This window comes from Streptomyces sp. NPDC001594, from assembly GCF_042893675.1.
Lineage (GTDB): Bacteria > Actinomycetota > Actinomycetes > Streptomycetales > Streptomycetaceae > Streptomyces.
Map to the genome: position 1 here is coordinate 75189 of NZ_JBIAVB010000023.1, position 24941 is coordinate 100129.

General features: G+C 70.8%; 24 protein-coding genes and 1 pseudogene. 4 read left to right on the top strand and 21 right to left on the bottom strand.

What is annotated here, in order from left to right; genetic code table 11:
• Nucleotides 1-13 precede the first annotated feature (13 nt).
• Entirely contained in the window at nucleotides 14-985 is a 972-nt protein-coding gene (locus tag ACFY0O_RS34225) for a pseudouridine synthase (RefSeq protein WP_388954173.1), read from the top strand.
• Here the strand turns inward: ACFY0O_RS34225 and ACFY0O_RS34230 are convergent.
• The 12 genes and pseudogenes from ACFY0O_RS34230 to ACFY0O_RS34285 all read right to left on the bottom strand — a co-directional run bounded on the left by ACFY0O_RS34230 (nucleotide 982) and on the right by ACFY0O_RS34285 (nucleotide 13026).
• Nucleotides 982-1638 carry a helix-turn-helix domain-containing protein gene (locus ACFY0O_RS34230; RefSeq protein ID WP_388954175.1) on the bottom strand — a complete coding sequence of 219 codons (657 nt, stop codon included), beginning with the start codon at nucleotides 1636-1638 and terminating at the stop codon, nucleotides 982-984. The genes ACFY0O_RS34225 and ACFY0O_RS34230 overlap by 4 nt on opposite strands.
• 90 nt (nucleotides 1639-1728) lie before the next feature.
• Nucleotides 1729-4581, bottom strand: a complete 2853-nt coding sequence (locus ACFY0O_RS34235) for a DEAD/DEAH box helicase (RefSeq protein WP_388954178.1) — start codon at nucleotides 4579-4581, stop codon at nucleotides 1729-1731.
• A 95-nt stretch (nucleotides 4582-4676) separates the two neighbouring features.
• Nucleotides 4677-5642: a twin-arginine translocase subunit TatC gene (tatC, locus tag ACFY0O_RS34240; RefSeq protein ID WP_358892887.1), complete on the bottom strand. Its 966-nt coding sequence runs from the start codon at nucleotides 5640-5642 to the stop codon at nucleotides 4677-4679.
• 59 nt (nucleotides 5643-5701) lie between these two features.
• Nucleotides 5702-5992, bottom strand: coding sequence for a Sec-independent protein translocase subunit TatA (tatA, locus tag ACFY0O_RS34245; RefSeq protein WP_042814548.1), 291 nt, complete (start codon nucleotides 5990-5992; stop codon nucleotides 5702-5704).
• A 215-nt stretch (nucleotides 5993-6207) separates the two neighbouring features.
• Nucleotides 6208-6417, bottom strand: a complete 210-nt coding sequence (locus ACFY0O_RS34250) for a hypothetical protein (protein ID WP_388954182.1) — start codon at nucleotides 6415-6417, stop codon at nucleotides 6208-6210.
• A gap of 23 nt (nucleotides 6418-6440) precedes the next feature.
• Entirely contained in the window at nucleotides 6441-6674 is a 234-nt protein-coding gene (locus ACFY0O_RS34255) for a hypothetical protein (protein WP_358892890.1), read from the bottom strand.
• A gap of 15 nt (nucleotides 6675-6689) precedes the next feature.
• Nucleotides 6690-7658: a WYL domain-containing protein gene (locus ACFY0O_RS34260; RefSeq protein WP_358892891.1), complete on the bottom strand. Its 969-nt coding sequence runs from the start codon at nucleotides 7656-7658 to the stop codon at nucleotides 6690-6692.
• A gap of 44 nt (nucleotides 7659-7702) precedes the next feature.
• On the bottom strand, nucleotides 7703-8659 hold the full coding sequence (locus ACFY0O_RS34265) for a helix-turn-helix transcriptional regulator (protein ID WP_388954185.1): 957 nt from the start codon (nucleotides 8657-8659) through the stop codon (nucleotides 7703-7705).
• Nucleotides 8660-8782: 123 nt separating this feature from the next.
• The gene (locus ACFY0O_RS34270) at nucleotides 8783-9175 is read right to left on the bottom strand and encodes an FKBP-type peptidyl-prolyl cis-trans isomerase (protein WP_388954187.1); all 393 of its coding nucleotides are present in this window, start codon (nucleotides 9173-9175) and stop codon (nucleotides 8783-8785) included.
• Between the two features lie 55 nt (nucleotides 9176-9230).
• On the bottom strand, nucleotides 9231-10238 hold the full coding sequence (locus tag ACFY0O_RS34275) for an FKBP-type peptidyl-prolyl cis-trans isomerase (RefSeq protein ID WP_388954189.1): 1008 nt from the start codon (nucleotides 10236-10238) through the stop codon (nucleotides 9231-9233).
• Between the two features lie 129 nt (nucleotides 10239-10367).
• A complete protein-coding gene (pafA, locus tag ACFY0O_RS34280; RefSeq protein ID WP_358892895.1) occupies nucleotides 10368-11729 on the bottom strand; it encodes a Pup--protein ligase in 1362 nt (453 codons plus the stop codon).
• A gap of 9 nt (nucleotides 11730-11738) precedes the next feature.
• Nucleotides 11739-13026: pseudogene (locus ACFY0O_RS34285) on the bottom strand (MFS transporter).
• A gap of 138 nt (nucleotides 13027-13164) precedes the next feature.
• On the opposite strand from ACFY0O_RS34285, the gene ACFY0O_RS34290 reads away from it, so the two are divergent.
• Nucleotides 13165-14160 carry a LacI family DNA-binding transcriptional regulator gene (locus tag ACFY0O_RS34290; protein WP_388954193.1) on the top strand — a complete coding sequence of 332 codons (996 nt, stop codon included), beginning with the start codon at nucleotides 13165-13167 and terminating at the stop codon, nucleotides 14158-14160.
• A gap of 63 nt (nucleotides 14161-14223) precedes the next feature.
• Here ACFY0O_RS34290 and prcA read toward each other — a convergent pair whose 3' ends face one another.
• The 6 genes from prcA to arc form a co-directional block, all read right to left on the bottom strand.
• A complete protein-coding gene (gene prcA / locus ACFY0O_RS34295; RefSeq protein ID WP_388954196.1) occupies nucleotides 14224-14988 on the bottom strand; it encodes a proteasome subunit alpha in 765 nt (254 codons plus the stop codon).
• A gap of 40 nt (nucleotides 14989-15028) precedes the next feature.
• On the bottom strand, nucleotides 15029-15868 hold the full coding sequence (gene prcB / locus ACFY0O_RS34300) for a proteasome subunit beta (RefSeq protein ID WP_388954198.1): 840 nt from the start codon (nucleotides 15866-15868) through the stop codon (nucleotides 15029-15031).
• A complete protein-coding gene (locus tag ACFY0O_RS34305) occupies nucleotides 15849-16328 on the bottom strand; it encodes an endonuclease VII domain-containing protein (RefSeq protein WP_388954224.1) in 480 nt (159 codons plus the stop codon). The genes prcB and ACFY0O_RS34305 overlap by 20 nt, the downstream gene beginning before the upstream one ends.
• Before the next feature lie 105 nt (nucleotides 16329-16433).
• Complete coding sequence (locus tag ACFY0O_RS34310; RefSeq protein ID WP_045947082.1) at nucleotides 16434-16646, bottom strand: ubiquitin-like protein Pup; 213 nt, start codon at nucleotides 16644-16646, stop codon at nucleotides 16434-16436.
• 184 nt (nucleotides 16647-16830) lie between these two features.
• The gene (gene dop, locus ACFY0O_RS34315; protein WP_388954201.1) at nucleotides 16831-18342 is read right to left on the bottom strand and encodes a depupylase/deamidase Dop; all 1512 of its coding nucleotides are present in this window, start codon (nucleotides 18340-18342) and stop codon (nucleotides 16831-16833) included.
• Nucleotides 18343-18591: 249 nt separating this feature from the next.
• A complete protein-coding gene (gene arc, locus ACFY0O_RS34320) occupies nucleotides 18592-20358 on the bottom strand; it encodes a proteasome ATPase (protein ID WP_079425282.1) in 1767 nt (588 codons plus the stop codon).
• A gap of 264 nt (nucleotides 20359-20622) precedes the next feature.
• Here arc and ACFY0O_RS34325 point away from each other — a divergent pair, with 264 nt between their 5' ends.
• A complete protein-coding gene (locus ACFY0O_RS34325) occupies nucleotides 20623-20943 on the top strand; it encodes a ferredoxin (RefSeq protein WP_358892899.1) in 321 nt (106 codons plus the stop codon).
• 4 nt (nucleotides 20944-20947) lie between these two features.
• Here the strand turns inward: ACFY0O_RS34325 and ACFY0O_RS34330 are convergent, their stop codons facing one another.
• The 3 genes from ACFY0O_RS34330 to ACFY0O_RS34340 form a co-directional block, all read right to left on the bottom strand.
• Entirely contained in the window at nucleotides 20948-21451 is a 504-nt protein-coding gene (locus ACFY0O_RS34330) for a hypothetical protein (RefSeq protein ID WP_388954227.1), read from the bottom strand.
• 318 nt (nucleotides 21452-21769) lie between these two features.
• On the bottom strand, nucleotides 21770-22666 hold the full coding sequence (locus tag ACFY0O_RS34335; protein ID WP_042814566.1) for a tRNA (adenine-N1)-methyltransferase: 897 nt from the start codon (nucleotides 22664-22666) through the stop codon (nucleotides 21770-21772).
• 18 nt (nucleotides 22667-22684) lie between these two features.
• Nucleotides 22685-23884, bottom strand: coding sequence for a site-2 protease family protein (locus ACFY0O_RS34340; RefSeq protein WP_388954204.1), 1200 nt, complete (start codon nucleotides 23882-23884; stop codon nucleotides 22685-22687).
• A gap of 163 nt (nucleotides 23885-24047) precedes the next feature.
• On the opposite strand from ACFY0O_RS34340, the gene ACFY0O_RS34345 reads away from it, so the two are divergent.
• Nucleotides 24048-24926: a RecB family exonuclease gene (locus ACFY0O_RS34345; protein WP_388954206.1), complete on the top strand. Its 879-nt coding sequence runs from the start codon at nucleotides 24048-24050 to the stop codon at nucleotides 24924-24926.
• The last annotated feature ends 15 nt before the right edge of the window (nucleotides 24927-24941 follow it).

The following is a 24941-nucleotide window of genomic DNA, read 5'->3' on the forward strand; positions in this document are numbered from 1 at the left end:
TACCCTGGTCCCGGTGAGCCGCAGATCCCACATCCCTCCCGCCCCCCTCCCCCAGCAGGACGGCATCGACCCGGTCCGGATGCGCCTTCCCCCCGACCCCGAGGGGCGCTGGCCGCAGCTGGGCGACTACCTGACCGAGCGCTACGCCGGCACGCGCGGCGCCGAGTCCATGGCCCGGCTGCTCGCCCGGGGCCGGGTCCTCGGCGAGGGCGGGCGGGTACTGCGGCCGCAGGACCCGTACGAGCCGGGCGGCTGGCTCTGGTTCCACCGGGACATGCCGGCCGAGCCGCCCGTCCCGTTCCCGATCCGCGTCGTCCACCGCGACGACCACCTCCTGGTGGTGGACAAGCCGCACTTCCTGGCGACCACCCCGCGCGGCAGCCACGTCACGCAGACCGCCCTGGCCCGGCTGCGCCGGGAGCTGGACCTGCCCGCGCTCAGCCCGGCGCACCGCCTGGACCGGATGACGGCCGGACTGGTGATGTTCAGCATCCGCCCCGAGGACCGGGGCGCCTACCAGCTCCTGTTCCAGCAGCGCCGGGTCCGCAAGGAGTACGAGGCCCTCGCCGCCCACGACCCGGCCGTCGAGCTGCCCCGGACGGTGCGCAGCCACATCGAGAAGGTCCGCGGGGTGATGGCGGCGGTCGAGGTCCCCGACGCCGAGCCCAACGCCGAAAGCCTGGTCGAACTCGTGGAGACCCGGGGCTCCCTGGGCCGCTACCGGCTCACCCCGCACACCGGGCGCACCCACCAGCTGCGGGTGCACATGAACGCCCTCGGCCTGCCCATCCTGGGCGACCCGGTCTACCCGGTCGTCGCCGAGCCGGCCGATCCGGCCGACTACCGGCGTCCGCTCCAGCTGCTGGCCCGGACGCTGGCCTTCACCGACCCGGTCACGGGCCTCGCCCACCGCCTGGAGACGGGCCTGACCCTCCAGGCCTGGGACGACCCCGAGGGCTGGGAGGCCGGGCCGCCGGCCGGCTAACGCGCCGGGGCCGCGCCCGCGATCCGCAGCGCCGCGTCGGCGGCGGCCTCCGCGAGGGCCGCCACCGGGCGGGCCGGGTCGCAGCGGCGGACCAGCATGACCCCCTCGACGAGGCCGAATATCAGGTCGCCCCGCAGGGCCAGCTCGGCCCGGTCCGCGGCCGGTTCGGCCCCCGCCGGGATGGCGTCGAGCAAGGCCCGGTAGTGGGCGCGCAGTTCGTCGCGCATCCGGCGGAACGGCTCCAGCCGGGGCCGGTGCAGTTCGGGCAGCAGGTAGAGGGCGCCCAGGTGGTGCGGCCCGCCGCACAGCAGCAGGACGTCCGAGCGGCACAGCTCCCACAGCCGGCGCGCGGCGGGCCGGCCGGTCTCGGCGAGCAGCCGGCGGGAGAGTGCGAGGGAGGGGGCGACCGTGGACTCCAGGAGTTCGGCGAGGAGTTCCTCCTTGCCGCCGAAGTAGTGGTACATCGTCGCCTGGCGCATCCCGGCCCGTTCGGCCACCGCCCGCGTGGTGGTGGCCGCGTACCCCCGTACGGTGAACAGCTCGGCCGCCGCGCAGAGGAGTTCCTCGCGCGGCGGCCGGCCGCTCGGCGCTCTCAGCCGATCGGCACGCGGCCGACCGACCCGTCTCGGCCCTTCGTCACTTCCCCCGCTCATGCTCCGATCGTCGCACAGGAGGCGGCGACGGGATCATGGCCAGAGATGAGATCCGGCCGTCCATGGGCTCGGAGGAAGCCCCAAAGAGGGCTACCCCACCGAGCTGTAGGCCACCACACCCCGCAGCAGGGCGTCGACGGCCTTGCGGGCGTTCTTCGCCACCGTGCTCCCGCCGGACGAGGACGGCGGGGCGGTGGAGGCCGGGGCCGCCGCCGCGATCTGCCCGAGGACGTCGATGACCTGCTTGCACCAGCGCACGAAGTCACCGGCCGGCATCTCCGCCTCGCGCAGCACCTCGTCCAGGCTCTTGTCGGAGGCCCACTGGTAGGCCGCCCACGCGAAGCCGAGGTCCGGCTCACGCTGGCCCACGCCCTCCGCCTGGTTGATCCGGTGCTCCTCCTCCAGGGCGTCGAGCCGGCCCCAGATGCGGACCATCTCACCGAGGGCCGCCTTCGCCGGGCCGTTCGGCACCTTCGGCGGGGCGGCGTCGTCGGACTGGCGGGCCTCGAAGACCAGCGCCGAGACGCAGGCGGCCAGTTCGGCCGGGTTCAGCCCCTCCCAGACGCCCTCGCGCAGGCACTCCGAGGCCAGCAGGTCCAGCTCGCCGTAGAGCCGGGCCAGCCGCTTGCCGTGCACGGTGACCTCGTCCTCGCGCAGGTAGTCCAGCTCGGTGAGCAGCGCGTGGATCCGGTCGAAGGTGCGGGCGATGGTGTTCGTCCGGCCCTCGATGCGCCGCTCCAGCTGCTGGGTGTCCCGCTTGAGCCGGTGGTAGCGCTCCGCCCAGCGGGCGTGGTCCTCGCGCTCGTCGCAGCCGTGGCAGGGGTGCGCCCGCAGCTCGGCGCGCAGCCGGGCGATCTCGCGGTCGTCGGCCGCCGCGGCCCGGCCGGGCCGGTGCCGCTCGGGCCGGACGTTCCCGGCCTTGTTGCGCAGGGCGGTCGCCAGGTCCCGGCGGGACTGCGGGGAGCGCGCGTTGAAGGTCTTCGGGATCCGCATCCGGTCGAGGGCCTCGACCGGCACCGGGAAGTCGATCGCGGCGAGCCGCTTGACCTGCCGTTCGGCGGTGAGGACCAGCGGACGGGGGCCCTCGGCGTACTCGTAGCCGCGGTGTCCGTGGACCCGTCCGGCCGGCACGCCCGGGTCCAGGACCAGGGCGAGGCCGGCGAACTTGCCCGTGGGGACGTGGATGATGTCGCCCGGCTTGAGCTTCTCCAGCGAGCTCGCCGCCTGGGCGCGGCGCTGCGCCGCGCCCTGCTTGGCGAGGTCCGTCTCGCGGTCCTTGAGGTCGCGGCGCAGCCGCGCGTACTCCTCGAAGTCGCCGAGGTGGCAGGTCATGCCCTCGCGGTAGCCGTCGAGGCCCTCCTCGTTGCGCTGGACCTGGCGGGAGATCCCGACGACCGAGCGGTCGGCCTGGAACTGCGCGAAGGAGGTCTCCAGGAGTTCGCGGGAGCGGTGCCGCCCGAACTGCTGGACCAGGTTGACGGCCATGTTGTACGAGGGCTTGAAGCTGGAGCGCAGCGGGTAGGTGCGGGTGCCGGCGAGGCCGGCGAGCTGCACCGGGTCCATGGCGCGCTGCCACAGCACGACGGCGTGGCCCTCGACGTCGATGCCGCGGCGGCCGGCCCGGCCGGTGAGCTGGGTGTACTCGCCGGGGGTGATGTCGGCGTGCTGTTCGCCGTTCCACTTGACGAGCTTCTCCAGGATGACCGTCCGCGCGGGCATGTTGATGCCCAGGGCGAGGGTCTCGGTGGCGAAGACGGCCTTGACCAGGCCGCGGACGAACAGTTCCTCCACGACCTCCTTGAAGGTGGGGAGCATGCCCGCGTGGTGGGCGGCGATGCCGCGTTCCAGGCCTTCGAGCCACTCGTAGTACCCCAGGACGTGGAGGTCCTCGGCCGGGATGGAGGCGGTGCGCTCCTCGACGAGCTCGCGGACCTTCAGGCGCGCGGTGTCGTCGTTGAGCCGCAGGCCCGCGTAGAGGCACTGCTGGACGGCGGCCTCGCAGCCGGCCCGGCTGAAGATGAAGTTGATGGCCGGGAGCAGGTCGTCGTTGTCCAGGCGGGCGATGACCTCGGGGCGGCCGGGGGTCCAGATCCGGCTGCGGGAGCGGCGCTCGCGCTCGCGGTCGGCCTCGCGGACCATCTTGCCGCGCCGCCGGTCCTTGGGGCTGTAGCCGCGGCTGTTCTCCTCGCGGGCCATGCGCAGCAGGTCGGGGTTGACCTCACGGCGGGCGGAGCCGCGGCCTCCGTGGTCGGACTCCTCCTCGAAGAGGTCGTAGATCCGGCGGCCGGCCATGACGTGCTGCCACAGCGGGACGGGCCGCTCCTCGGAGACGATCACCTCGGTGTCGCCGCGGACGGTGTCGAGCCAGTCGCCGAACTCCTCGGCGTTGGAGACGGTCGCGGAGAGCGAGACCAGCGTCACCGACTCGGGCAGGTGGATGATCACCTCTTCCCAGACGGCGCCGCGGAAGCGGTCGGAGAGGTAGTGCACCTCGTCCATCACGACGTAGCCGAGGCCGCCGAGCGCCTGGGAGCCCGCGTAGAGCATGTTGCGGAGCACCTCGGTGGTCATCACGACCACGGGCGCGTCGCCGTTGACGCTGTTGTCACCGGTCAGCAGGCCGACCTTGTCGGCGCCGTAGCGCTTGACGAGGTCGGCGAACTTCTGGTTCGACAGGGCCTTGATGGGCGTCGTGTAGAAGCACTTGCGGCCCTGCTGGAGGGCGAGGTGCACGGCGAACTCGCCCACGATGGTCTTGCCCGAGCCGGTCGGGGCGGCCACCAGGACGCCCTTGCCGGCCTCCAGTGCCTTGCAGGCCTCGACCTGGTACGGGTCCAGGTCGAATTCGTACATCTCGCGGAAGGGGGCCAGGGCGGAGGCCTCTTCGGCGGCGCGGATCCGGGCAGCGGCGTACCGCTCGGCGGGTGAGAGTTCTTCGGTCATCTTGCTGTCGAGCCTACCCGTCGCCCCTGACAACAGTCCCGATCATTTATCCGATCAGCCGGAGGGCTCCCGGGGCGGTACCAGGGACGTACCTGTCAGGTGGCGTCGTCGTACCCGTTGATCTGGCGGCGGCCGCCGTCGGACTGCTCGGGCAGGACGGAGGGGGCCGGGGCCGTGTCCGCACCGCCGATGGACGAGGGGGTCAGGTCCAGCTCGGAGGCCTCGTCGTCGTCGAGGTCGGCGTCCGGGTTGGCGCGCCGGCGGCGGCGGTCGTTGAGGAGGCACACCCCGAGGGCGAGGAAGTACAGGGCCACGATCGGAGAGGCCAGGGTCAGCATGGTGATCGGGTCGCCGGTGGGCGTGGCGAAGGCCGAGAAGATCGTGATGCCGAGGACCATGGCCCGCCACCAGCTGCCGAGCCGCTTGGCGCTGAGGATCCCGGTGAAGTTCAGCAGGACCAGGATCAGCGGGAGCTCGAACGCGAGGCCGAAGACCACGACCATGCGCGTCACCAGGTCGAGGTAGTCGTCGACCGGGAGCAGGTTCTTGACGTGGTCGGGGGTGAAGCCGAGCAGGATCTCCGCGGTCTGCGGGAGGATCTTGTACGCGAGGATCGCGCCGGCCAGGAACAGCGGGGCCCCGACGGCCACGAAGCTCAGCGTGTACCGCTTCTCGTTCTTGTGCAGGCCGGGGGCGGCGAACGCCCACAGCTGGTAAAGCCACACCGGGGCGGACAGCACCATGCCCGCCGAGAGGCCGACCTTGAGCGCGATGGAGAACGGTCCGGTCAGACCGTTGGCCGTCATCTCGGCGCAGGGGGCGCCGTTGCGCTGGTGGGTGGCCCCGTTCACACAGCCGACGGAGGAGAGCATCGGCTCCAGCAGGAAGTCGATGATCGGCCGGTAGAAGTAGGCGCAGACGATCGTGATCAGGCCGATCGCCAGGACCGACTTCAGCAGGCGGTTTCTCAGCTCACGCAGGTGCTCGACGAGCGGCATCCGCCCTTCGGCGTCCTTCGGACCCCGATCTCGTTTCCCCTGCTTGCGGGCAGACTTGAGCAACCCACGTCCCTTGTCTCGTTGCAAATGACCGGCGTGCTGGGGGGAGGCCCCCCCGGGTGTCAGCCCTGGGCGGTGCGGCCCGGCTCGCCGACCGGACGGGAGCTGGTCACGTCACCGGGGGCGGCCTGGATGGTCCGCGGGGCGACGGGCTGCTGGGTGTCGGCGGCCGGGGCGGCGGCGGGCGCGTCGTCGGCCTCGCCGTCCTTCTTCATGGCCTTGGCCTCGCTCTTGAGGATCCGGGCCGACTTGCCGAGCGAGCGGGCCATCTCGGGGAGCTTCTTGGCGCCGAACAGAAGCACGATCACAGCGATGATCAGAAGGATCTCGAGGGGCTTCAGATTGCCGATCATGTGTGTCTTCCTTACTCACCGAAACGGCTGGTTTGGGGTGGCCTCGCGATACCGGACAGGGCGTCGTCCGGTACCTCTCTGACATGGATCGTAACCCCCGGGGGTGAACGCCCGGCAATCCCCAGGGGTGTCCGCAGTGCCTTGCGGCTCCGACGGTACGGGTCAGGCCGCGCGGTTTCCATAACCGCTACGTGAACGCGTGCGGACCGGGGCGCCTACGACCGGAGCGAGCCCTCCCGCCGCGCGGCCCCGGCCAAGTCGGCCGCCGCCCGCTCCAGGTCCCCGGAGGCCTCGGTGATCCGGCGGCTGGCCGAAGCCACCTGGCCCGACAGCCGCCGCACCTCCAGGAAGACCCTCAGGGCCAGCACGGACAGGACGGCGACCCCGAGGAAGCCCAGGGCAATCGCAAGCATCGGCCACAGCATGGGACGAGCCTAGCGCCCCGCCCTCAGAGGCTGCGCAGGGTGCTCACTCCCCCGCCGGTCAGCAGCTCCACGATGCGCTCACCGGCGGGTTTGCGGACCTGCGCGGAGCACTCGGGGCAGGTGAAGGAGTAGAACGTGGTCCGCCGGCTGCCGCCGATCGCCAGCCGCAGGGCGTCCGCCGCGAGCTCCAGGCGGGCCCGGCACTCGGGACAGGCGGCCTTGAAGGTGACCGGTTCCGCACCGGAAGATGGCGACATCTCTCCGTGCTCCCTCTAGACCTGTTCCCCGTACCCCGCGAGTGCTTCTGTGGCGGCTTTGCGGGCGCTCTGGGCCAGCTCGGGCGGCGAGACGATGCGCCCGTCACGCCCCAGGCGCAGCGCGAGGCGGCGCAGGGAGGCCGGGTCGGGGCTGCGCAGCACGATCCGCAGGCCTCCGTCGGGCAGCTCGTCGGCGCTGTCGTGCGGGTAGTACTCGGCGACCCAGCGGCCGCCGGGGCCGACCTCGACGACCACCTCGGGGTCCTCGGCGGCCGGCTGGACCAGGCCCACGGACAGGTCCCGGGGCTCGATGGCGGGCGGTTCGGAGCGCTCGTCGAGCAGCCGGATCTCGGCGACCCGGTCGAGGCGGAAGGTGCGCCGGGCCTCCGAGAGGTGGCACCAGCCCTCCAGGTAGGTGTGGCCCACCGCGAAGAGCCGGATCGGGTCGACGGTGCGCTCGGTGAGCTCGTCGCGGGCGGGCGAGTAGTAGCGCAGCCACAGCCGGCGCCGCTCGGAGATGGCCCGGTCGACGTCGGCGAAGACCCCGCCCTCGGACTCGAAGGTCACCGACAGCCGCGAGCTGGCCCCGGCGGCCTCGCCGGCGGCCGCCTCCAGCTTGGCGGTGGCCCGCTGCAGGGCGTCCCGGTCGCTCTCGCGCAGCCCCGGCAGGGTGGCCACCGCGCGGGCGGCCACCAGCAGGGAGGTGGCCTCGTCGGCGGCCAGGCGCAGCGGCTCGGCGGTGGACTCGCCCGAGGCGTCGGCGTTGTGCCACCAGATGCGGTCGCCGTCGGTGTCGATGTCGAGCAGGTCCCCGCCGCGGAAGCTGGTGCCGCACATGGGCAGGACGTCGAGGTCCGAGATCAGCTCGTCCTCGGTGATTCCGAACGCGCGGGCGACGTCCGCGACGTGCGCCCCGGGGCGCTCGCGCAGGTAGGTCACCAGGGACAGCATCCGGCGGGTCTGGTCGATGGCGTTCGCGGCCATGCTGGTACGTCTCCCCCTCAGGGCGTAGCTAGTGAAGTTCCTGGTCAGCCCTGGGCGACGGCGCGCAGCCGGTCGACCACGTCGGCCCGCAGGTCCGCGGGTTCCACCACCACGACGTCCGGGCCGAACTCCACGAGCCAGGCGTCCAGCCCGTGCCCGTAGGGGATCTCCAGCTCGTCCCAGCCGTCGGCGCCCTCGCGCACCGCGGTGGCCTTGGCCCGCAGCGGGTAGCCGGCCCCGGCGCGCAGCCGGATCAGCGCGGAGCGCTGGGCGCCCTCCCCCGCCCAGGCCGCCACGGTCTCCCGCACGGTCACCACGTCGGGGACCTCGGCGGTGTACTTGCCGGCCCGGGAGCGGACCTTGCCGGTGATCCGGGAGAGCCGGAACACCCGCTCCGCGCCGCGGTCGCGGTCGTAGCCGGCCAGGTACCAGTGGCCGCGCCAGCACTCCAGGGCCCACGGTTCGACCTGGCGCGGCTCGGGCCGGGCGGCGTTGGACTTGCGGTAGTCGAAGACCACCGGCCGGCGGTCCCGGCAGGCCAGCATCAGCGGCTCGAAGGCCGCCTCGTGGACCGGGATGCGCGGCTCGATCGCGCTGTGCTGCCCCTCGTATGGGTCGCCGGCCTCCGGCATGCCGCCGGCCCGCAGCTTCTGCAGGGCGCCGCTGGCCGCGCCCGCGAGGCGGGCCTGCTGCCAGACCTTGGCGGCCAGCCCGAGGGCGGCGGCCTCCTCGGCGTCCAGGGAGACGGGCGGCAGCCGGTTGCTGTCGCGGCGGGCCAGGTAGCCGGTCTCGCCCTCGATGTTCTCCACCGTCTCGATCACCAGGCCGAGTTCGCGCAGGTCGTCCTTGTCCCGCTCGAACATGCGGTTGAAGGAGTCGTCGTTCCCGGCTTCGAGGTAGGCCTCGATCGAACCGCGCAGCTCGCGCTTGCTGAGGGGACGTCGGGTCCCCAGCAGACACAGCGCCAGGTTCATCAGCCGCTCGGCCTTGGCAATCGCCATCGACGCCCTTCCCCCACTTGCTCGACACACTCGTGACCGTTGACCGTACCGCCAAGCCGGTCCCCGGCAAAAGCGAGGGCCCCCGCCTCACGGCGGGGGCCCTGCGCGGTGACTGCCCGTGGATCAGGCGGCCATCAGGTCACAGACGAAGATCAGCGTCTCGCCCGGCTTGATGGCGCCGCCGGCGCCCTGGTCGCCGTAGGCGAGGTGGGGCGGGATGACCAGCTTGCGGCGGCCGCCGACCTTCATGCCCTGGACGCCCTGGTCCCAGCCGGGGATGACCTGGCCGACACCGAGCTTGAACTGCAGCGCGGAGCCGCGGTTCCAGGAGGCGTCGAACTCCTCGCCGGTGGAGTAGGCCACGCCCACGTAGTGGACCGAGACCACGGAGCCGGCCTTGGCCTCCGCGCCGTCACCCTCCCAGATGTCCTCGATGACCAGGTCGGCCGGGACCGGGAAGTCGGGGAAGTCGATCTCGGGCTTCTCGAGCTTGTCGCTCACGGAACTGCTCCTCATGCGTACGGATGCGGGCCCCTGACCGCGGAGGCGGAAAAGGGCAACCCCACCAGTCTTACACTGCGGCGACGATGTCCACGACGAAGACGAGCGTGGAGTTGGCCGGCAGGTCCGGACCCTGGGCCTGGTCCTTGTACGCCTGCTCCGGCGGGATCACCAGCAGCACGCGGCTGCCGACCTTCTTGCCCACCAGGCCCTTGTCCCAGCCCTCGATGACCTTGCCGGCGCCGATCTTCGTCTGGAACGGCTGGCCGGTCTTCCAGGAGTTGTCGAACAGCTTCGCCGCGTCCTTGCCCTGGTTCGGGGCCCACGCCGCGCCGCTGTACTGCATGAAGACGGTCTGACCGGACTTGACCTCCGGGCCCTTGCCCTCGATCAGGACCTTGTCGACCAGCTCCTTCGGCGGGTCGTTCTTCGGGATCGTGATCGTCGCTTCCTTGTCCTCGTCGGCCTTGACCTGCGGCAGGTCCGACGGGATGGGGGCCTGGGTGCCCTCGGCCCTCTTCGGCGGGACCTGGTCCACGTCGATCACGAAGACGATGTTGTCCTTCGGGCCCACACCCAGCTTCGGCTGGCCCTGCGGCCCGAACGCCGCCTCCGGCGGGGCCACGACCAGCAGCCGGCTGCCGACCTTCTTGCCGAGCACACTCTCGCCGAACACCGGCAGGATCTCCTGCGAACCGGCCTTGAAGGGCACCGGCTCGCCGTCCTGGTCGTAGGAGCTCGGCAGGTCCTTGCCGCTCTTCCAGACCTTGCCCGTGAACCTGGTGATCACAAAGTCGTCCTTCTTGACCTCGGGGCCGGTGCCCTCCTTGAGGACGTTCACCACGAACTTGCCGCTCGGCTCGCCCTTGGGGACGGTGATCTCGGCCTTCTTGCCCGTCTCACCGGCCACCGTCGGCATCGGGTCGGCCGAGGCGACCGGCTTGGGCACCTCGGCGGGCTTGGAGGCCGAGGCCGACGGAGAGGCGTCCTTCTTCTTACCGGAGTCGTCGCCCCCTCCGCAGGCCGCGGTGAGCATCAGAGCCGGCACGATGAGCGCGGCAGCAAGTCGGCGTCGCACAGTGGTCCTCAGGGTCGCTGGAATGGTCCGTCGTAGCGGCCCACTCTACGGGCTGGCCCCTGCGCCACAAGGCTCTGGCATGCGAGGACCCCGCACGCGCGACGCGTACGGGGCCCCCGGCCGCACCGGTCACATACCGGCGATCAGCTTCTCCACCCGGTCGTCCACCGACCGGAACGGGTCCTTGCACAGCACGGTGCGCTGCGCCTGGTCGTTGAGCTTGAGGTGGACCCAGTCGACGGTGAAGTCCCGCCGCTGCTCCTGGGCGCGGCGGATGAAGTCGCCGCGCAGCCTGGCCCTGGTGGTCTGCGGGGGCACCGACTTGCCCTCGAAGATCTTCAGGTCGTTGCAGACCCGCTCGGCCTGCCCCTTGCGCTCCAGCAGGTAGTACAGGCCCCGCCGGCGGTGGATGTCGTGGTACGCGAGGTCTATCTGGGCGACCCGCGGGTTGGACATGGTCATGTTGTGCTTGGCCCGGTAGCGCTCGATCAGCTGGTACTTCATGACCCAGTCGATCTCCCGGCCGATCCGGTCCAGGTCCTCGGCCTCGATGGCGTCCAGGGTGCGGCCCCACAGCTCCAGCACCCGCTCCACGGTCCCGGTACGGATCCCCCGCCGCTCGGCGAAGTCCAGGGCCTTGTCGTAGTACTCGCGCTGGATCTCCAGGGCGGAGGCCTCGCGGCCGCTGGCCAGGCGCACCTTGCGCTGGCCGGTGATGTCGTGGCTGACCTCGCGGATGGCCCGGATCGGGTTCTCCAGGGTCAGGTCCCGCATCACCGTGCCCGCCTCGATCATGCGCAGCACGAGGTCCGTGGCGCCGACCTTGAGGAGCATGGTCGTCTCGGACATGTTGGAGTCCCCGACGATCACGTGCAGGCGCCGGTAGCGCTCCGCGTCCGCGTGCGGCTCGTCGCGGGTGTTGATGATCGGGCGGGAACGGGTGGTGGCGGAGCTGACGCCCTCCCAGATGTGCTCGGCCCGCTGGCTGACGCAGTAGACCGCGCCCCGGGGGGTCTGCAGCACCTTGCCCGCACCGCAGATGAGCTGGCGCGTGACGAGGAAGGGAATCAGGATGTCCGCCAGACGGGAGAATTCACCGTGCCGGGCCACGAGGTAGTTCTCGTGGCATCCGTACGAATTGCCCGCCGAGTCGGTGTTGTTCTTGAACAGGTAGACGTCGCCCGCGATTCCCTCCTCGTGCAGGCGGCGTTCGGCGTCGACGAGCAGACCTTCGAGAATGCGCTCGCCCGCTTTGTCGTGGGTGACCAGTTCGGTCAGGCTGTCGCATTCGGGTGTTGCATATTCCGGATGCGATCCCACGTCCAGGTACAGGCGGGCGCCGTTCCGCAGGAACACATTGCTGCTGCGGCCCCATGACACGACACGGCGGAAGAGGTAGCGCGCCACTTCGTCAGGAGACAGTCGGCGCTGTCCCCTGAACGTGCACGTGACGCCGTACTCGTTCTCCAGCCCGAAAATGCGGCGGTCCATGACTGAACATTACGCCTTCTGCCCTCTTCTGAAACCGGGTTCGAGAGCGGCGTTCCGATCAGTTTTTGATCAGCTGCTCCGAAGCGGCCCCCGCGGAGCCCGTCACGGCCCGGCTGCGGCCCCCCTTCGCGAGCACCCGCTGAGTGGCCGTCAGCACCACGAGCGCCGCCACGCCCGCGCCGCCCGCCACCGCGAAACCGGCCGTCGTCCCGCCCAGTTCCACCGCCGGACCGGCCGCCCCCGTACCGATGGCCGCCCCCACGCCGAAGAAGGTCACCAGCCACGAGAAGGCCTCGGTCACCGTGCCCGCCGGCGCGTGCCGGTCCACCACGATGAACGCACAGGCCAGCGAAGGCGCCAGGAACACGCCCGCCACCGCGGCCAGCGCCGTCATCGCCACCGGCCCGACGCTCAGCATCAGCGGCAGGTAGCCCACCGCCAGCAGGCCCACCAGCAGCCGCAGCCGCCGCTCCGGCGCCCCCGCCCACTGCCGGGCGCCGTAGACCACGCCGCCGACCAGCGCGCCCAGCCCGACCGCCGCCATCAGCCAGCCGTAGACGGCCTGGCCGCCGTGGCCGTCGGAGTACGCCACCGCGGCCACCGCGATCGAGCCCAGCGCCATGCCCACGAAGAAGAACGCGCCCAGCAGCGCCAGCAGCCCCCGCGAGCGCAGGGCGCCCAGCCAGTGCGCCTCGCGCGGCGCCGAACGCCAGGTCCGGGAGGGCTCCGAGAGCACCACCATCAGCACGCCGACCAGCCCCACGGCGTTGAGCACCAGCAGCGCGGCCGCCGGGGACCACAGCGCGACGCACAGGGTCACCAGCAGCGGCCCGACCGTGTACATGATCTCCTGGGCCACCGCGTCCATCGCGTACGCGGCGTGCACCCGCTCCTCACGGCCGCCCAGCACCGTCGGCCACAGGGCCCGCAGCCCGCCCTCCAGGGGCGGCGTGAACAGGCCCGAGACCAGCACCGCCGCGTAGGCGGCCGCCATCGAACCCGTCCCGGCCACGGCCAGCCACACCATGCCCAGCGCCGAGACCAGCGCCGCCGGCAGCTGCACCCGCGGCTGCCCGTACAGGTCCACCGCCCGGCCCAGCAGCGGCTGCCCCACCGCGTTCGCCACCCCGTACGCGGCCGCCAGCGCGCCCGCCAGGCTGTAGCTGCCGCCCTCGGAGCGGATGAAGAGGACGATCGCGATGGCGGCGGTGGCGTTCGGCAGCCGGCCCAGCAGCGTGCCCGCCAGGAGCCTCGCCGCGTACCGGGTCCTGAGCAGCTCCGCGTAACCCGCGGCCATGGGTGCCCCCTTCTGCCCGGACGCTCCGTCCGGGGTAATACGTATAACCTGACCCGTCATACGTACCATGGCCGCAGACCCGGGGTCCACCCCGCAGACCGGCCCCGCCCGCCCCACCTGGCACTTCAGGAGCTACCTGTGACGAGACCCACCAGCCGCGACGTCGCCACCGCCGCCGGGGTCTCCCAGGCCACCGTCTCCCTCGTCCTCGGCGACAAATGGCGCGGCCGCGTCTCCGAACGCACCGCCGCCCTCGTCCGCGAAACCGCCACCACCCTCGGCTACCGCCCCAACCTCGCCGCCCGCAACCTCCGCCTCGGCAGCACCCGCACCGCCCTCCTGGTCGTCCCCGCCCTCACCAACGAGTTCTTCGCCCGCGTCTACACCGGCGCCGCCCGCGTCGCCGCCGCCCACGGCTTCGGCGTCGTCCTCTACCCCTCCCCCGACGGCACCGGCCCCGCCCGCGACCCCTTCGCCTCCGCCCGCGCCGCCATCGACGGAGTCATCGCCTCCTCCATGGCCGCCGGAGCCCTCGACGCCATCGGCGGCGACGACCTCCCCCTCGTCATGCTCGACAGCGACCCCGCCGCCGGCCGCGCCGCCGCCCACGTCAACCTCGCCATGGCCGACGGCGTCCGCCAAGCCGCCGCACACCTCCTCGACCACGGCCACCGCCGCTTCCTCCACCTCGCCGCCGACGTCGACACCTGGACCTTCCACATCCGCGCCCGCGCCCTCGCCGCCCTCCTCGGCCCCACCACCGAGCTGCGCACCGTACGCGCCGCCCTCGCCGTCGACGCCGCCCGCACGGCCATGGAGACGGCCCTCGCGGACCCCGCCGACCGGCCCACCGCCATCCTCTGCGACGACGACGTCCTGGCCGCCGGCGCCTGCAAGGCCGCCCGCCGCCTGGGCCTGCGCGTCCCCGAGGACCTCTCCGTCACCGGCATCGACGACCTGGGCCTGGCCACCGCCGTCGAACCCGAGCTCACCACCGTCCGCCTCCCCGCCGAGCAGGTCGGCGAACACGGCATGAACGCCCTGCTCGCCGTCCTCGACGGCCGCCCCTGGACCGCCCCCGACATCCCCGTCGAACTCATCGTCCGCGACTCCACCGGCCCCGCACCCGCCTGACGCGACGAAGGCCCCGGCCCACCCCACGAGGGGCGGACCGGGGCCTCCAGGCGCCCGTCCGGACTACTCGGCGTCGTCCTCCGGCGCCTCGTCGTTCGACACGGCATCCGCCTGGGCGTCCGCCGGAACCTCCGCCTCCAGCAGCCGCGCCAGCTGCCGGCCCCGGATCCGCTTGAACTTGCGCTGCTGCGCCCGCGTACGGTCCAGCACCGCCACCTCCAGCCGCTCCGCCGGAATGGCCTTGTCGGCCCCGTTGGCCTGGCTGGACAGCGCCTGCACCGCCAGCTTCAACGCCTCGGACAGGGTCATCCCGTCCTGGTGCCGCTGGTCCAGGAAGCTGCTGATCTGCTCGGCGTTCCCGCCGACCGCGACCGAGCCGTGCTCGTCCACGATCGACCCGTCGTGCGGCAGCCGGTAGATCTGGTCCCCGGCCGCCGTCGCACCGACCTCCGCCACCACCAGCTCCACCTCGTACGGCTTCTCACCGGCCGAGGAGAAGATCGTGCCGAGGGTCTGCGCGTAGACGTTCGCCAGACCGCGCGCCGTCACGTCGTCGCGGTCGTAGGTGTACCCGCGCAGGTCGGCGTAGCGGACGCCGCCGATGCGCAGGTTCTCGTACTCGTTGTACTTGCCGGCGGCCGCGAAGCCGATCCGGTCGTAGATCTCGCTGAACTTGTGCAGCGCGCGGGACGGGTTCTCGCCGACGAAGACGATGCCGTCGGCGTACTGCAGCACGACGAGGCTGCGGCCGCGGGCGATGCCCTTCCGGGCGTATTCCGCCCGGTCGGCCATGGCCTGCTGGGGTGACACATAGAACGGAGTCGACACCGTGGTTCCGTCCCTTTCTTCTGGGCGACGAGAGGACTGGTCAGAGCAGGGCGGCGCGCGGTCCGTCGGGCTCCTGGAGCCGACGGTCCGTCACCTTGCGGGCGAGCTCCTGCGACTCGTCCTCGTCCAGCCTGCGGAAGCCCTCGTCGGTGATGACGGTGACGATGGGGTAGATGTGCCGGTACAGGTCCGGGCCACCGGTCGCCGAGTCGTCGTCGGCGGCGTCGTACAGCGCCTGCACGACCAGCGTGGTCGCCTGCTCCTCCGTCAGGTCGGGGCGGTAGAGCTTCTTCATGGAGCCCCGGGCGAAGATGGAACCGGAACCGGTCGCGGCGTAGCCGTGCTCCTCGGAGCGGCCGCCGGTCACGTCGTAGGAGAAGATCCGGCCCTTCTCCTTGCCCTCGTCGTAGCCCGCGAAGAGCGGCACGACCGCCAGCCCCTGCATGGCCATCCCGAGATTGCTCCGGATCATGGTCGAGAGCCGGTTCGCCTTGCCCTCCAGCGACAGCGTCGCCCCTTCGACCTTCTCGAAGTGCTCCAGCTCCAACTGGAACAGCTTGACCATCTCCACGGCGAGGCCGGCCGTACCGGCGATGCCCACCGCGGAGTACTCGTCCGCCGGGAACACCTTCTCGATGTCCCGCTGCGCGATCATGTTCCCCATGGTCGCCCGCCGGTCACCGGCGAGGACGACCCCGCCGGGGAAGGTGGCGGCGACGATGGTCGTCCCGTGCGGGGCCTCGACGATCCCCTCCGGAAGCTTCCGGTTCCCCGGCAGCATCTCGGGCGCGTGCGCGCCCAGGAAGTCCATGAAGGACGACGACCCCGGCGTCAGGAAGGCTGCCGGTAGACGCCCTGTGTTACGAGTGTTGGCTTCCACGCGTTCCCTCCAGATATTCAGCGGCCCGAAGAATACGGTCCGGGCTGTCCTTCAACAGGCCAAGGCCGGTGTTGCAGTTGAAGCAAAGTACGCCACGGACCCTACCCGTCTTGTGGCAGTGATCCACATGCACGGCCGGAGCCCGAAGGCAGAGACAGCAGAGACCGCCTTGATCGGCGATCATCCGGTCACGTTCGACTTCGGTGATCCCATACTTACGCTTGAGATGGCCTGCTCGCCCTTCGATGGCCCGGCACGCCTTGCAGCGCGCATGCAGCCCGTCGGAGGCGGATGCCTTTCGGTGATATTCGGACGGCGGCTTGGCCTCCCCGCAGCACGTGCAGAGCTTGTGCCCTTCCGGCAGCTGCGCACGCGGGCGGGTCGCCCGGGCTTCCACCAACGACGCCTTATGGGGGGATCTCGCGGCGCAGTCCCGGCAATGCCGCTGCAAGCCGTCCATGTTTGACCGCTTGGCGGAGAAGGCCGCGTGAGGCTTGGCTTCCCCGCACCGCACGCAGACCTTCAAATCCACGACCCAACCCCCGACAGGCCTGCGATCCGAAGGCTATTCGCCGCCTTTCTGAACGAAGCTTCGAACGAAGTCCTCGGCGTTCTCCTCGAGCACATCATCGATTTCGTCGAGCACGGAGTCGACGTCGTCGGAGAGCTTTTCCTGTCGTTCCTTGAGGTCGGACTGCGCTTCCGCGGCCTGCTCCTCGACCTCTTCGGTCGAGCGAGTGGCCTTCTGCTGTCCGCCGCCGGTGTCCTTGGTCGCCATGTCTACCTCACCCCGCTCGGTTCGCGCGCTCACACGGAGAGACCCCGGGATTCGGGACCTCTCAAGATCAGACCCTATGCCGGACCCTACAAGCAGGGTCCGGCATCCGTCCCCGTACTTTCACAACGTCCGGCTGCTTTCATGATTCCCTCGCCGGAGGCTTTTCAGGCCCCGAAGGCACCGCTCACTGTCCCGAGAGCACCCGGACCAGGTCCTCCGCCGTGCGGCAGCGGTCCAGGAGCTCCTTGACGTGCTTGCGGGTGCCCCTCAGGGGCTCCAGGGTCGGGACCCGCTGGAGGGAGTCGCGGCCCGGGAGGTCGAAGATCACCGAGTCCCAGGAGGCCGCCGCCACGTCGTCCGCGTACTGCTCCAGGCAGCGGCCGCGGAAGTAGGCCCTGGTGTCCTCCGGGGGCTTGCTCTCGGCCCGCTCGACGGCCGGCTCCTCCAGGAGCCGCTTCATCTTCCCTCGGGCCGCCAGACGGTTGTACAGCCCCTTCTCCGGCCGCACGTCCGAGTACTGGAGGTCCACGAGGTGCAGCCGCGCCGCGTCCCAGCCGAGTCCGTCTCGCCTGCGGTAGCCCTCCAGGATCTCCCGCTTGGCGATCCAGTCCAGCTCCCCGGACAGGCTCATCGGGTCGGTCTCCAGCCGGCCCAGGACGTCCTCCCAGCGGGCCAGTACGTCCTTGGTCTGCTCGTCGGCGTCGGTGCCGAACCGTTCGTCCACGTACTTCCTGGCCAGCTCGAAGTACTCCATCTGGAGTTGTACGGCGGTCAGGGTGCGCCCGCTGCGCAGCGTGATCAGGTGCTGGAGGTCCGGGTCGTGGGAGACCTGGTGCAGGGTGCGCACCGGCTGGTCCACGGCCAGGTCGACACTGATGAACCCGTCCTCGATCATGGACAGGACCAGCGCGGTCGTGCCCAGCTTGAGGTAGGTGGAGATCTCGGAGAGGTTCGCGTCCCCGATGATCACGTGGAGCCGGCGGTACTTCTCCGCGTCGGAGTGGGGCTCGTCGCGGGTGTTGATGATGGGGCGCTTGAGGGTGGTCTCCAGTCCGACCTCGACCTCGAAGTAGTCCGCGCGCTGGCTGATCTGGAAGCCGTGCTCGCGCCCGTCCTGCCCGATGCCGACCCGGCCGGCGCCGGTGACGACCTGGCGGGAGACGAAGAAGGGCGTCAGGTGGCGCACGATGTCCGAGAAGGGGGTCTCCCGCTTCATCAAGTAGTTCTCGTGCGTGCCGTAGGAGGCGCCCTTGTTGTCGGTGTTGTTCTTGTAGAGGTGGATCGGCTGGGCGCCGGGCAGCTGGGCGGCCCGTTCGGCCGCCTCGGCCATGATCCGTTCGCCGGCCTTGTCCCAGAGCACCGCGTCGAGGGGGTTGGTGATCTCCGGGGAGCTGTACTCGGGGTGCGCGTGGTCGACGTAGAGCCGTGCGCCGTTGGTGAGGATGACGTTGGCGAGGCCGATGTCCTCGTCGGTCAGCTGGCTGCTGTCGGCGGCCTCGCGGGCGAGGTCGAAGCCTCGGGCGTCCCGAAGCGGGTTCTCCTCCTCGAAGTCCCAGCGGGCGCGTCGCGCCCGGTGCATCGCCGCCGCGTAGGCGTTGACGATCTGGGACGAGGTGAGCATGGCATTGGCGTTCGGGTGCCCGGGGACGGAGATCCCGTACTCCGTCTCGATCCCCATTACTCGCCGTACGGTCATGCGGCCCTCCTTGCCCGGCGGCGCTCCCGTTCGGGGGCGGCGCTCAAGTACCGCTGGTGCTCCGGTGCGTCATGTGCGGTGCCCGTCCCGCACTGCGCGACCGGCGGTACGGATGAGCCTAGAACCACTCCGCGCTGGTGGGGAGATCATTTCAGTCATTGACTTCGCCTTTGTCACGGCCGGAAAAGGCGGGCGGTAAAGCAGGCGGCCGCGGGTGCCGTGTGAGGCACCCGCAGCCGCCTCGCACCGTCAGAGGTACTGACCGGTATTCGCCACCGTGTCGATGGAGCGTCCGGTGTCGGCGCCCTGCTTTCCGGTGACGAGGGTGCGGATGAATACGATCCGCTCGCCCTTCTTTCCGGAGATGCGGGCCCAGTCGTCCGGGTTGGTGGTGTTCGGCAGGTCCTCGTTCTCCTTGAACTCGTCCACGCACGCCTGGAGGAGGTGGGAGACGCGGAGGCCCTTCTGGTTGTGCTCGAGGAAGGCCTTGATCGCCATCTTCTTGGCCCGGTCGACGATGTTCTGGATCATCGCTCCGGAGTTGAAGTCCTTGAAGTACAGGACTTCCTTGTCGCCATTGGCGTACGTGACCTCGAGGAAGCGGTTTTCCTCGGTTTCCGCGTACATCTGTTCGACGACGGTCTGGATCATGCTGTGGACGGCCACCTCGGGCGAGCCCGAGTGTTCGTTCAGGTCGTCCGTGTGCAGCGGCAGCGAGGCCTTGAGGTACTTCGCGAAGATGTCCTTCGCGGCCTCGGCGTCCGGGCGCTCGATCTTGATCTTCACGTCGAGGCGGCCGGGGCGCAGGATCGCCGGGTCGATCATGTCCTCGCGGTTGGAGGCGCCGATGACGATGACGTTCTCCAGGCCCTCCACACCGTCGATCTCGGCGAGCAGCTGCGGGACGATGGTGTTCTCCACGTCCGAGCTGACACCGGATCCGCGGGTGCGGAAGAGGGACTCCATCTCGTCGAAGAAGACGATGACGGGGGTGCCCTCGCTCGCCTTCTCACGGGCACGCTGGAAGACGAGGCGGATGTGCCGCTCGGTCTCGCCGACGTACTTGTTGAGGAGCTCGGGGCCCTTGATGTTCAGGAAGTAGGACTTGCCCGCGGCCTGTCCGGTCACCTCGGCGACCTTCTTGGCAAGGGAGTTGGCGACCGCCTTGGCGATGAGCGTCTTGCCGCATCCGGGCGGACCGTAGAGCAGGATGCCCTTCGGCGGCCGCAGTTCGTGCTCCTTGAAGAGGTCCGGGTAGAGGTAGGGGAGCTCGACCGCGTCGCGGATCAGCTCGATCTGGTCGCCCAGGCCGCCGATCTTGTCGTAGTCGATGTCCGGGACCTCTTCGAGGACGAGGTCCTCGACCTCGCTCTTGGGGACCACCTCGTACACGTAGCCGGAGCGGGGCTCCAGCAGCAGGGCGTCGCCGGGGCGGATGGTGATGTCCAGGAGCGGCTCGGCGAGCCTCACCACCCTCTCCTCGTCGGTGTGCCCGACCACCAGGGCGCGCTCGCCGTCCTCGAGGATCTCCTTGAGGGTGACGATGTCCCCGGCGCGCTCGAACTCCATGGCCTCGACCACGTTGAGCGCTTCGTTGAGCATGACCTCCTGGCCGCGCCGGAGGTCTTCCGGGTCGACGCTGGGGCTGACGTTCACGCGGAGCTTGCGGCCGCCGGTGAAGATGTCGACGGTGCCGTCCTCGTTGGCCTGAAGGAAGACACCGAAGCCGGCCGGCGGCTGCGCGAGCCGGTCGACTTCCTCCTTGAGGGCCACGATCTGGTCGCGGGCCTCACGGAGGGTGTTCGCCAGGCGTTCGTTCTGCGCGGATACGCCTGCCAGATTCGTCTGGAGCTCGACGATCCGCTCTTCGAGAATCCTCGTGTGACGCGGAGAGTCGGCGAGCTTGCGGCGCAGGACGGCGATTTCCTGCTCGAGATAGGCAACCTGGCCAGCGGGGTCCTCAGACCCTCGCCCGGGCCGGATGCCGCGGTTGATGTCGTCGTCGTGGGCTGCCACGGTCCTCACCTCCTCCAAGGGGAGCTGGACGCTTCCTGACCCTACCTGGGCTGGTGGTGATTGAAACCCCTAGATCACAAAGACGGTAGGGGTGTGTCCGATCTTCACCCTTGCGTACTCCCTCACGCCAGGGAAATACCCACCGTTCAACATCGGAAAGCAGCCGGTTGTAAGGTCGAACTGTTCAACACCCGTCCGGGCCCGCGCGACTTGCCGAGAGCCGCTTCCGGAACGGTTCGATCAGAGCAGGGAACGGCAGGAGATATGACCGTGCAGCAGGAGGTCCCGGCGGGCGGTTCCGGCGGTGCCGGAGAGCCCCTCGAGGTCTGGATCGACCAGGACCTCTGCACCGGGGACGGCATCTGCGTCCAGTACGCCCCGGAGGTGTTCGAGCTGGACATCGACGGTCTGGCCTATGTGAAGAGCCCGGAGGACGAGCTGCTGGCGGACCCCGGAGCGACCACTCCGGTTCCGCTGACGCTGCTCCAGGACGTGGTGGACTCGGCGAAGGAATGCCCGGGCGACTGCATTCACGTAAGGCGCGTTTCGGACAGGGTCGAGGTGTACGGCCCGGACGCCGAGTGACGGTTCAAACACGTCCGGCGGTCGAGTCCGTAAGCTCCTGGCGGAATGTTCCGCCGGTCCAGCGCCACTTGGCGAGCTGCTTGACGTCGGGGCTGTACCGGGGCACGGAGGGCGAGGAGTAGCCCAGCAGACTCGCGGTGACGGTCCGGTCGCGGACCGTCAGGTCGGTCGCGGTGCGGCGCTTGGCGGGGTCGAGCAGGGTGGCCACGACGCGGGGCGGGGCCCCGGGCGCGGCTTCCCGGGTCAGCACGTAGATGGCGTGCGGCGGGGTTCCGGAGCCGGCGTCGCAGCGTACGGCGGCGACGGTCTCGGGGCGGTCGTCGCCGTCGAGGTCGCCTTCGGCGGTGGCGGTGACGGTCTGCGCGGTGCCCTTGCAGTCGAGGGGGTAGGTGACCGCGTGCGCGTCGGGGGCGGTGGCCCGCGGTCCGGCGGCGGTTTCGGTGGCGGGGGTGGCTCCGGTGGCCCGGTCGGGCTGGAGGAGGCCCGCGCCGGCTATGACGGCGGCCATGGCGGTGGCCGTGGCGACCCAGTGGACGGGCTTGGCCCGGTGGCGCGCGGGGTGTTCGGGCGACAGGTCTTCCAACGACGGGGCGGGGTCGGTGGGGCTGTGCGTCACGCGGGGTGTCTCCTGTACGAAGGGTGACGGTGAGCCAGCATCGTGCCATACCTCACACCGCGGTGGAACGGCCGGGTCCGCGCCGGCTGGGCGGACAACGAAAAGGCGCTGTGGCGCAGTTCCGGAAGTGTTCCGGGGAACTGCGCCACAGCGCTTTCGTGTTGGGTCCGCGGCCCGTGCGGGGCGGGGGTGGGGCAGGGGCGCCGCTCCCTACGCGGAGCGGTCGCTGCCGGGGCCCTCGTAGTCCTCGCCGTAGGCGCCCTTGGCGGGGCGGCGGCGGCGCATGGGCGGCTCGACGCCGTCGGCGAGGCGGCGGGCGGTGACGAGGAAGCCGGTGTGGCCGATCATCCGGTGGTCCGGGCGGACGGCGAGGCCTTCCACGTGCCAGTTGCGGATCATCGATTCCCAGGGCTGCGGTTCGGCGAAGCAGCCGATCTCGCGGATGGACTCGACGGTCTTGGACAGCTGGGTGGTGGTGGCCACGTAGCAGCAGAGGATGCCGCCGGGGACGAGGGCCTTCTTGACCGCTTCGAGGCACTCCCAGGGGGCGAGCATGTCGAGGATGACGCGGTCGACGTCGGTTTCGTCCAGGTTGTCCTGGAGGTCGCCGACGGTCAGCTTCCACGCGGGGTGGGGGCCGCCGAAGTAGCGCTCGACGTTGGCGGTGGCGATCTCGGCGAAGTCCGCGCGGCGCTCGTAGCTGTGGAGCATGCCCTGGTCGCCGATGGCGCGCAGCAGGAAGCTGCTCAGGGAGCCGGAGCCCACTCCCGCTTCCACGACGCGGGCGCCGGGGAAGATGTCGGCGAAGGCCAGGATCTGGCCCGCGTCCTTGGGGTAGACCACGGCGGCGCCGCGGGGCATGGACAGGACATAGTCGGGGAGCAGGGGGCGCAGCGCGAGGTAGGCGACGTTGCCGGTGGTGCGGACAACGCTGCCCTCGGGAGCGCCGATCAGCTCGTCGTGCGGGAAGGAACCCTTGTGGGTGTGGAAGTTCTTCCCGGCTTCGAGCGTGAACGTGTAGTGGCGGCCCTTGGGGTCGGTCAGCTGTACCTGGTCCCCGACCTCGAAGGGCCCGCGTCGGCGGGCGGCACCGGTCGGTTCGGACATGTGACCAGTGTATTGGCTTCAGGACTGGGGCCGCGCCATGGCCTTCACGAAGGCCTTCTCGACGTCGAGGGCGGAGAGGACTCCGTAGATCCCGCCGCCGGTGTCGAGGACGAGGTATTCGGTGGCGGGGGTGGTGCGGAGGTGCTCGAGGAGTGCTTCGCCGGTGAGTTCCGCTGAAACCTTCATTCCGTCGGTGAGGTCCTGGGCGAGGGTGCTGACGGCGACCCAGGGGCGGCGGTGTTCGGGAACGGAGGCGATGGCGGTCTCGCGGACGAGGGCGGTGGGGTCGCCCTGGCCGTCGACGACGACGAGGGCGCGGGCTCCGGCTTCGTTGGCGCGGCGCAGGGCTTCGGAGAGGGGGGTGGCGGCCTGGACGGGGATGGCGCGGCGGGTGAGGGTGCGGGCGCACAGTTCGGGGAGGTGTTCGCGCAGGCGGGCCATGCGCAGGCTGTTGCCGGCGCCGGTCCAGATGATCGCGGCGAGGATGGCGGCGAGGAGGGCGTCCATGACGGTGTCCATGCCGCCGATTTCCCGGGTGGGGTTGCCGAGGACGCCGGTCTGGGTGATCAGGGGCAGTCCGATGAGGACGGTGACGGCGAGCGCGCGGCCGACCCAGGCGGCGGCGACGGTGCCGGTCATGGGTTTGCCGGTGAGGCCCCAGATGAGGGCGCGGAGCATGCGGCCGCCGTCGAGGGGGAGGCCGGGGAGGAGGTTGAAGGCGGCGACGAGGAGGTTGGAGACCATCAGGCCGCCGAGGAGGACGCCGGGGACGGTGGCGGGGTCGACGGCCTTCATGCCGAGGTAGAAGATCCCGGCGAGGACGAGGGAGAGGAGGGGGCCGACGAAGGCGAGGACGAATTCGCGGCCGGGGGTCTCGGATTCCTTCTCGATCTCGGAGACGCCGCCGAAGAACTGGAGCTGGATGCGGCGCACGGGGAGCTTGAAGCGGAGTGCGGCGATGGTGTGCGCGAGTTCGTGGACGAGGACGGAGGCGTAGAAGGCGACGGCGAAGAAGAGGGAGACGAGGTAGCGGGCGGGGCCGAGGTCGGGGAGGATGCGGTCCAGCTGGTCGCCGAAGACCCAGGTGATGAGGGCGGCGACGAGGAACCAGCTGGGCGAGACGTAGACGGGTACGCCGAAGGGGCGGCCCATGAGGATGCCGCCGCCCGGTTCGGAGCGCTTGGCGGGGCGCTCGCCGGTTTCGTCGGTGTCTGCCACGTCTGTCCTTCGTTCGGTGCGTTTGCTTCCAGTGTGGTCCACGTCGTGGGTGGGGCGGCGTGGGGCCGGTGTTGCGCGGTGTGATGCTCCGATCATGCAGGGCGATGGGCCAGGAGTCGATGGTATGCGCGTGCTGTCGGTCCCGGGTCGTAGGGTTTCACGCATGACGACGATCCCCGGCGCCGAATCCGACGGTGCTTCCCCGGGTGCTGCCCGGCCCGCCTCGCTGTCGCCCTCGCGGGCGGGTGACTTCATGCAGTGCCCGTTGCTGTACCGGTTCCGGGTGATCGACAGGCTGCCGGAGAAGCCGAGTGCGGCGGCGACCCGGGGGACGCTGGTGCACGCGGTGCTGGAGCGGCTGTTCGACCACCCGGCGGCGGAGCGGACGGTGCCGCGGGCGAAGGAGCTGCTGCCGGGGCAGTGGGAGCGGCTGCTGGAGGCGAAGCCGGAGCTGGCGGGGCTGTTCCCGGAGGGGGACGGGGGCGCCGGGCTGGCGGGGTGGCTGGCGGAGGCGGAGGCCCTGGTGGAGCGCTGGTTCACGCTGGAGGACCCGACGCGGCTGGAGCCGGTGGAGCGGGAGTTCTTCGTGGAGACGGAGCTGGAGTCGGGGCTGCGGCTGCGCGGGATCATCGACCGGGTGGACGTGGCGCCGTCGGGTGAGGTGCGGATCGTCGACTACAAGACGGGGAAGGCGCCGCGGCCGGAGTACGCCGAGGGCGCGCTGTTCCAGATGAAGTTCTACGCGCTGGTGGTGTGGCGGCTGAAGGGCGTGGTGCCGCGGCGGCTGCAGCTGGTGTACCTGGGCAGTGGTGACGTGCTGACGTACGACCCGGTGGTGGCGGACCTGGAGCGGGTGGAGCGCAAGCTGCACGCGTTGTGGGAGGCGATCTCGGAGGCGACGGAGACGGGTGACTGGCGGCCGCGGCCGACGAAGCTGTGCGGGTGGTGCGATCACCAGGCGGTGTGTCCGGAGTTCGGCGGCACTCCCCCGGTGTACCCGCTGGCGGTCGTTCCGAGGCCCGGCCGCCCGGCGGATTCCTGACGGGTCCGAAGGGGC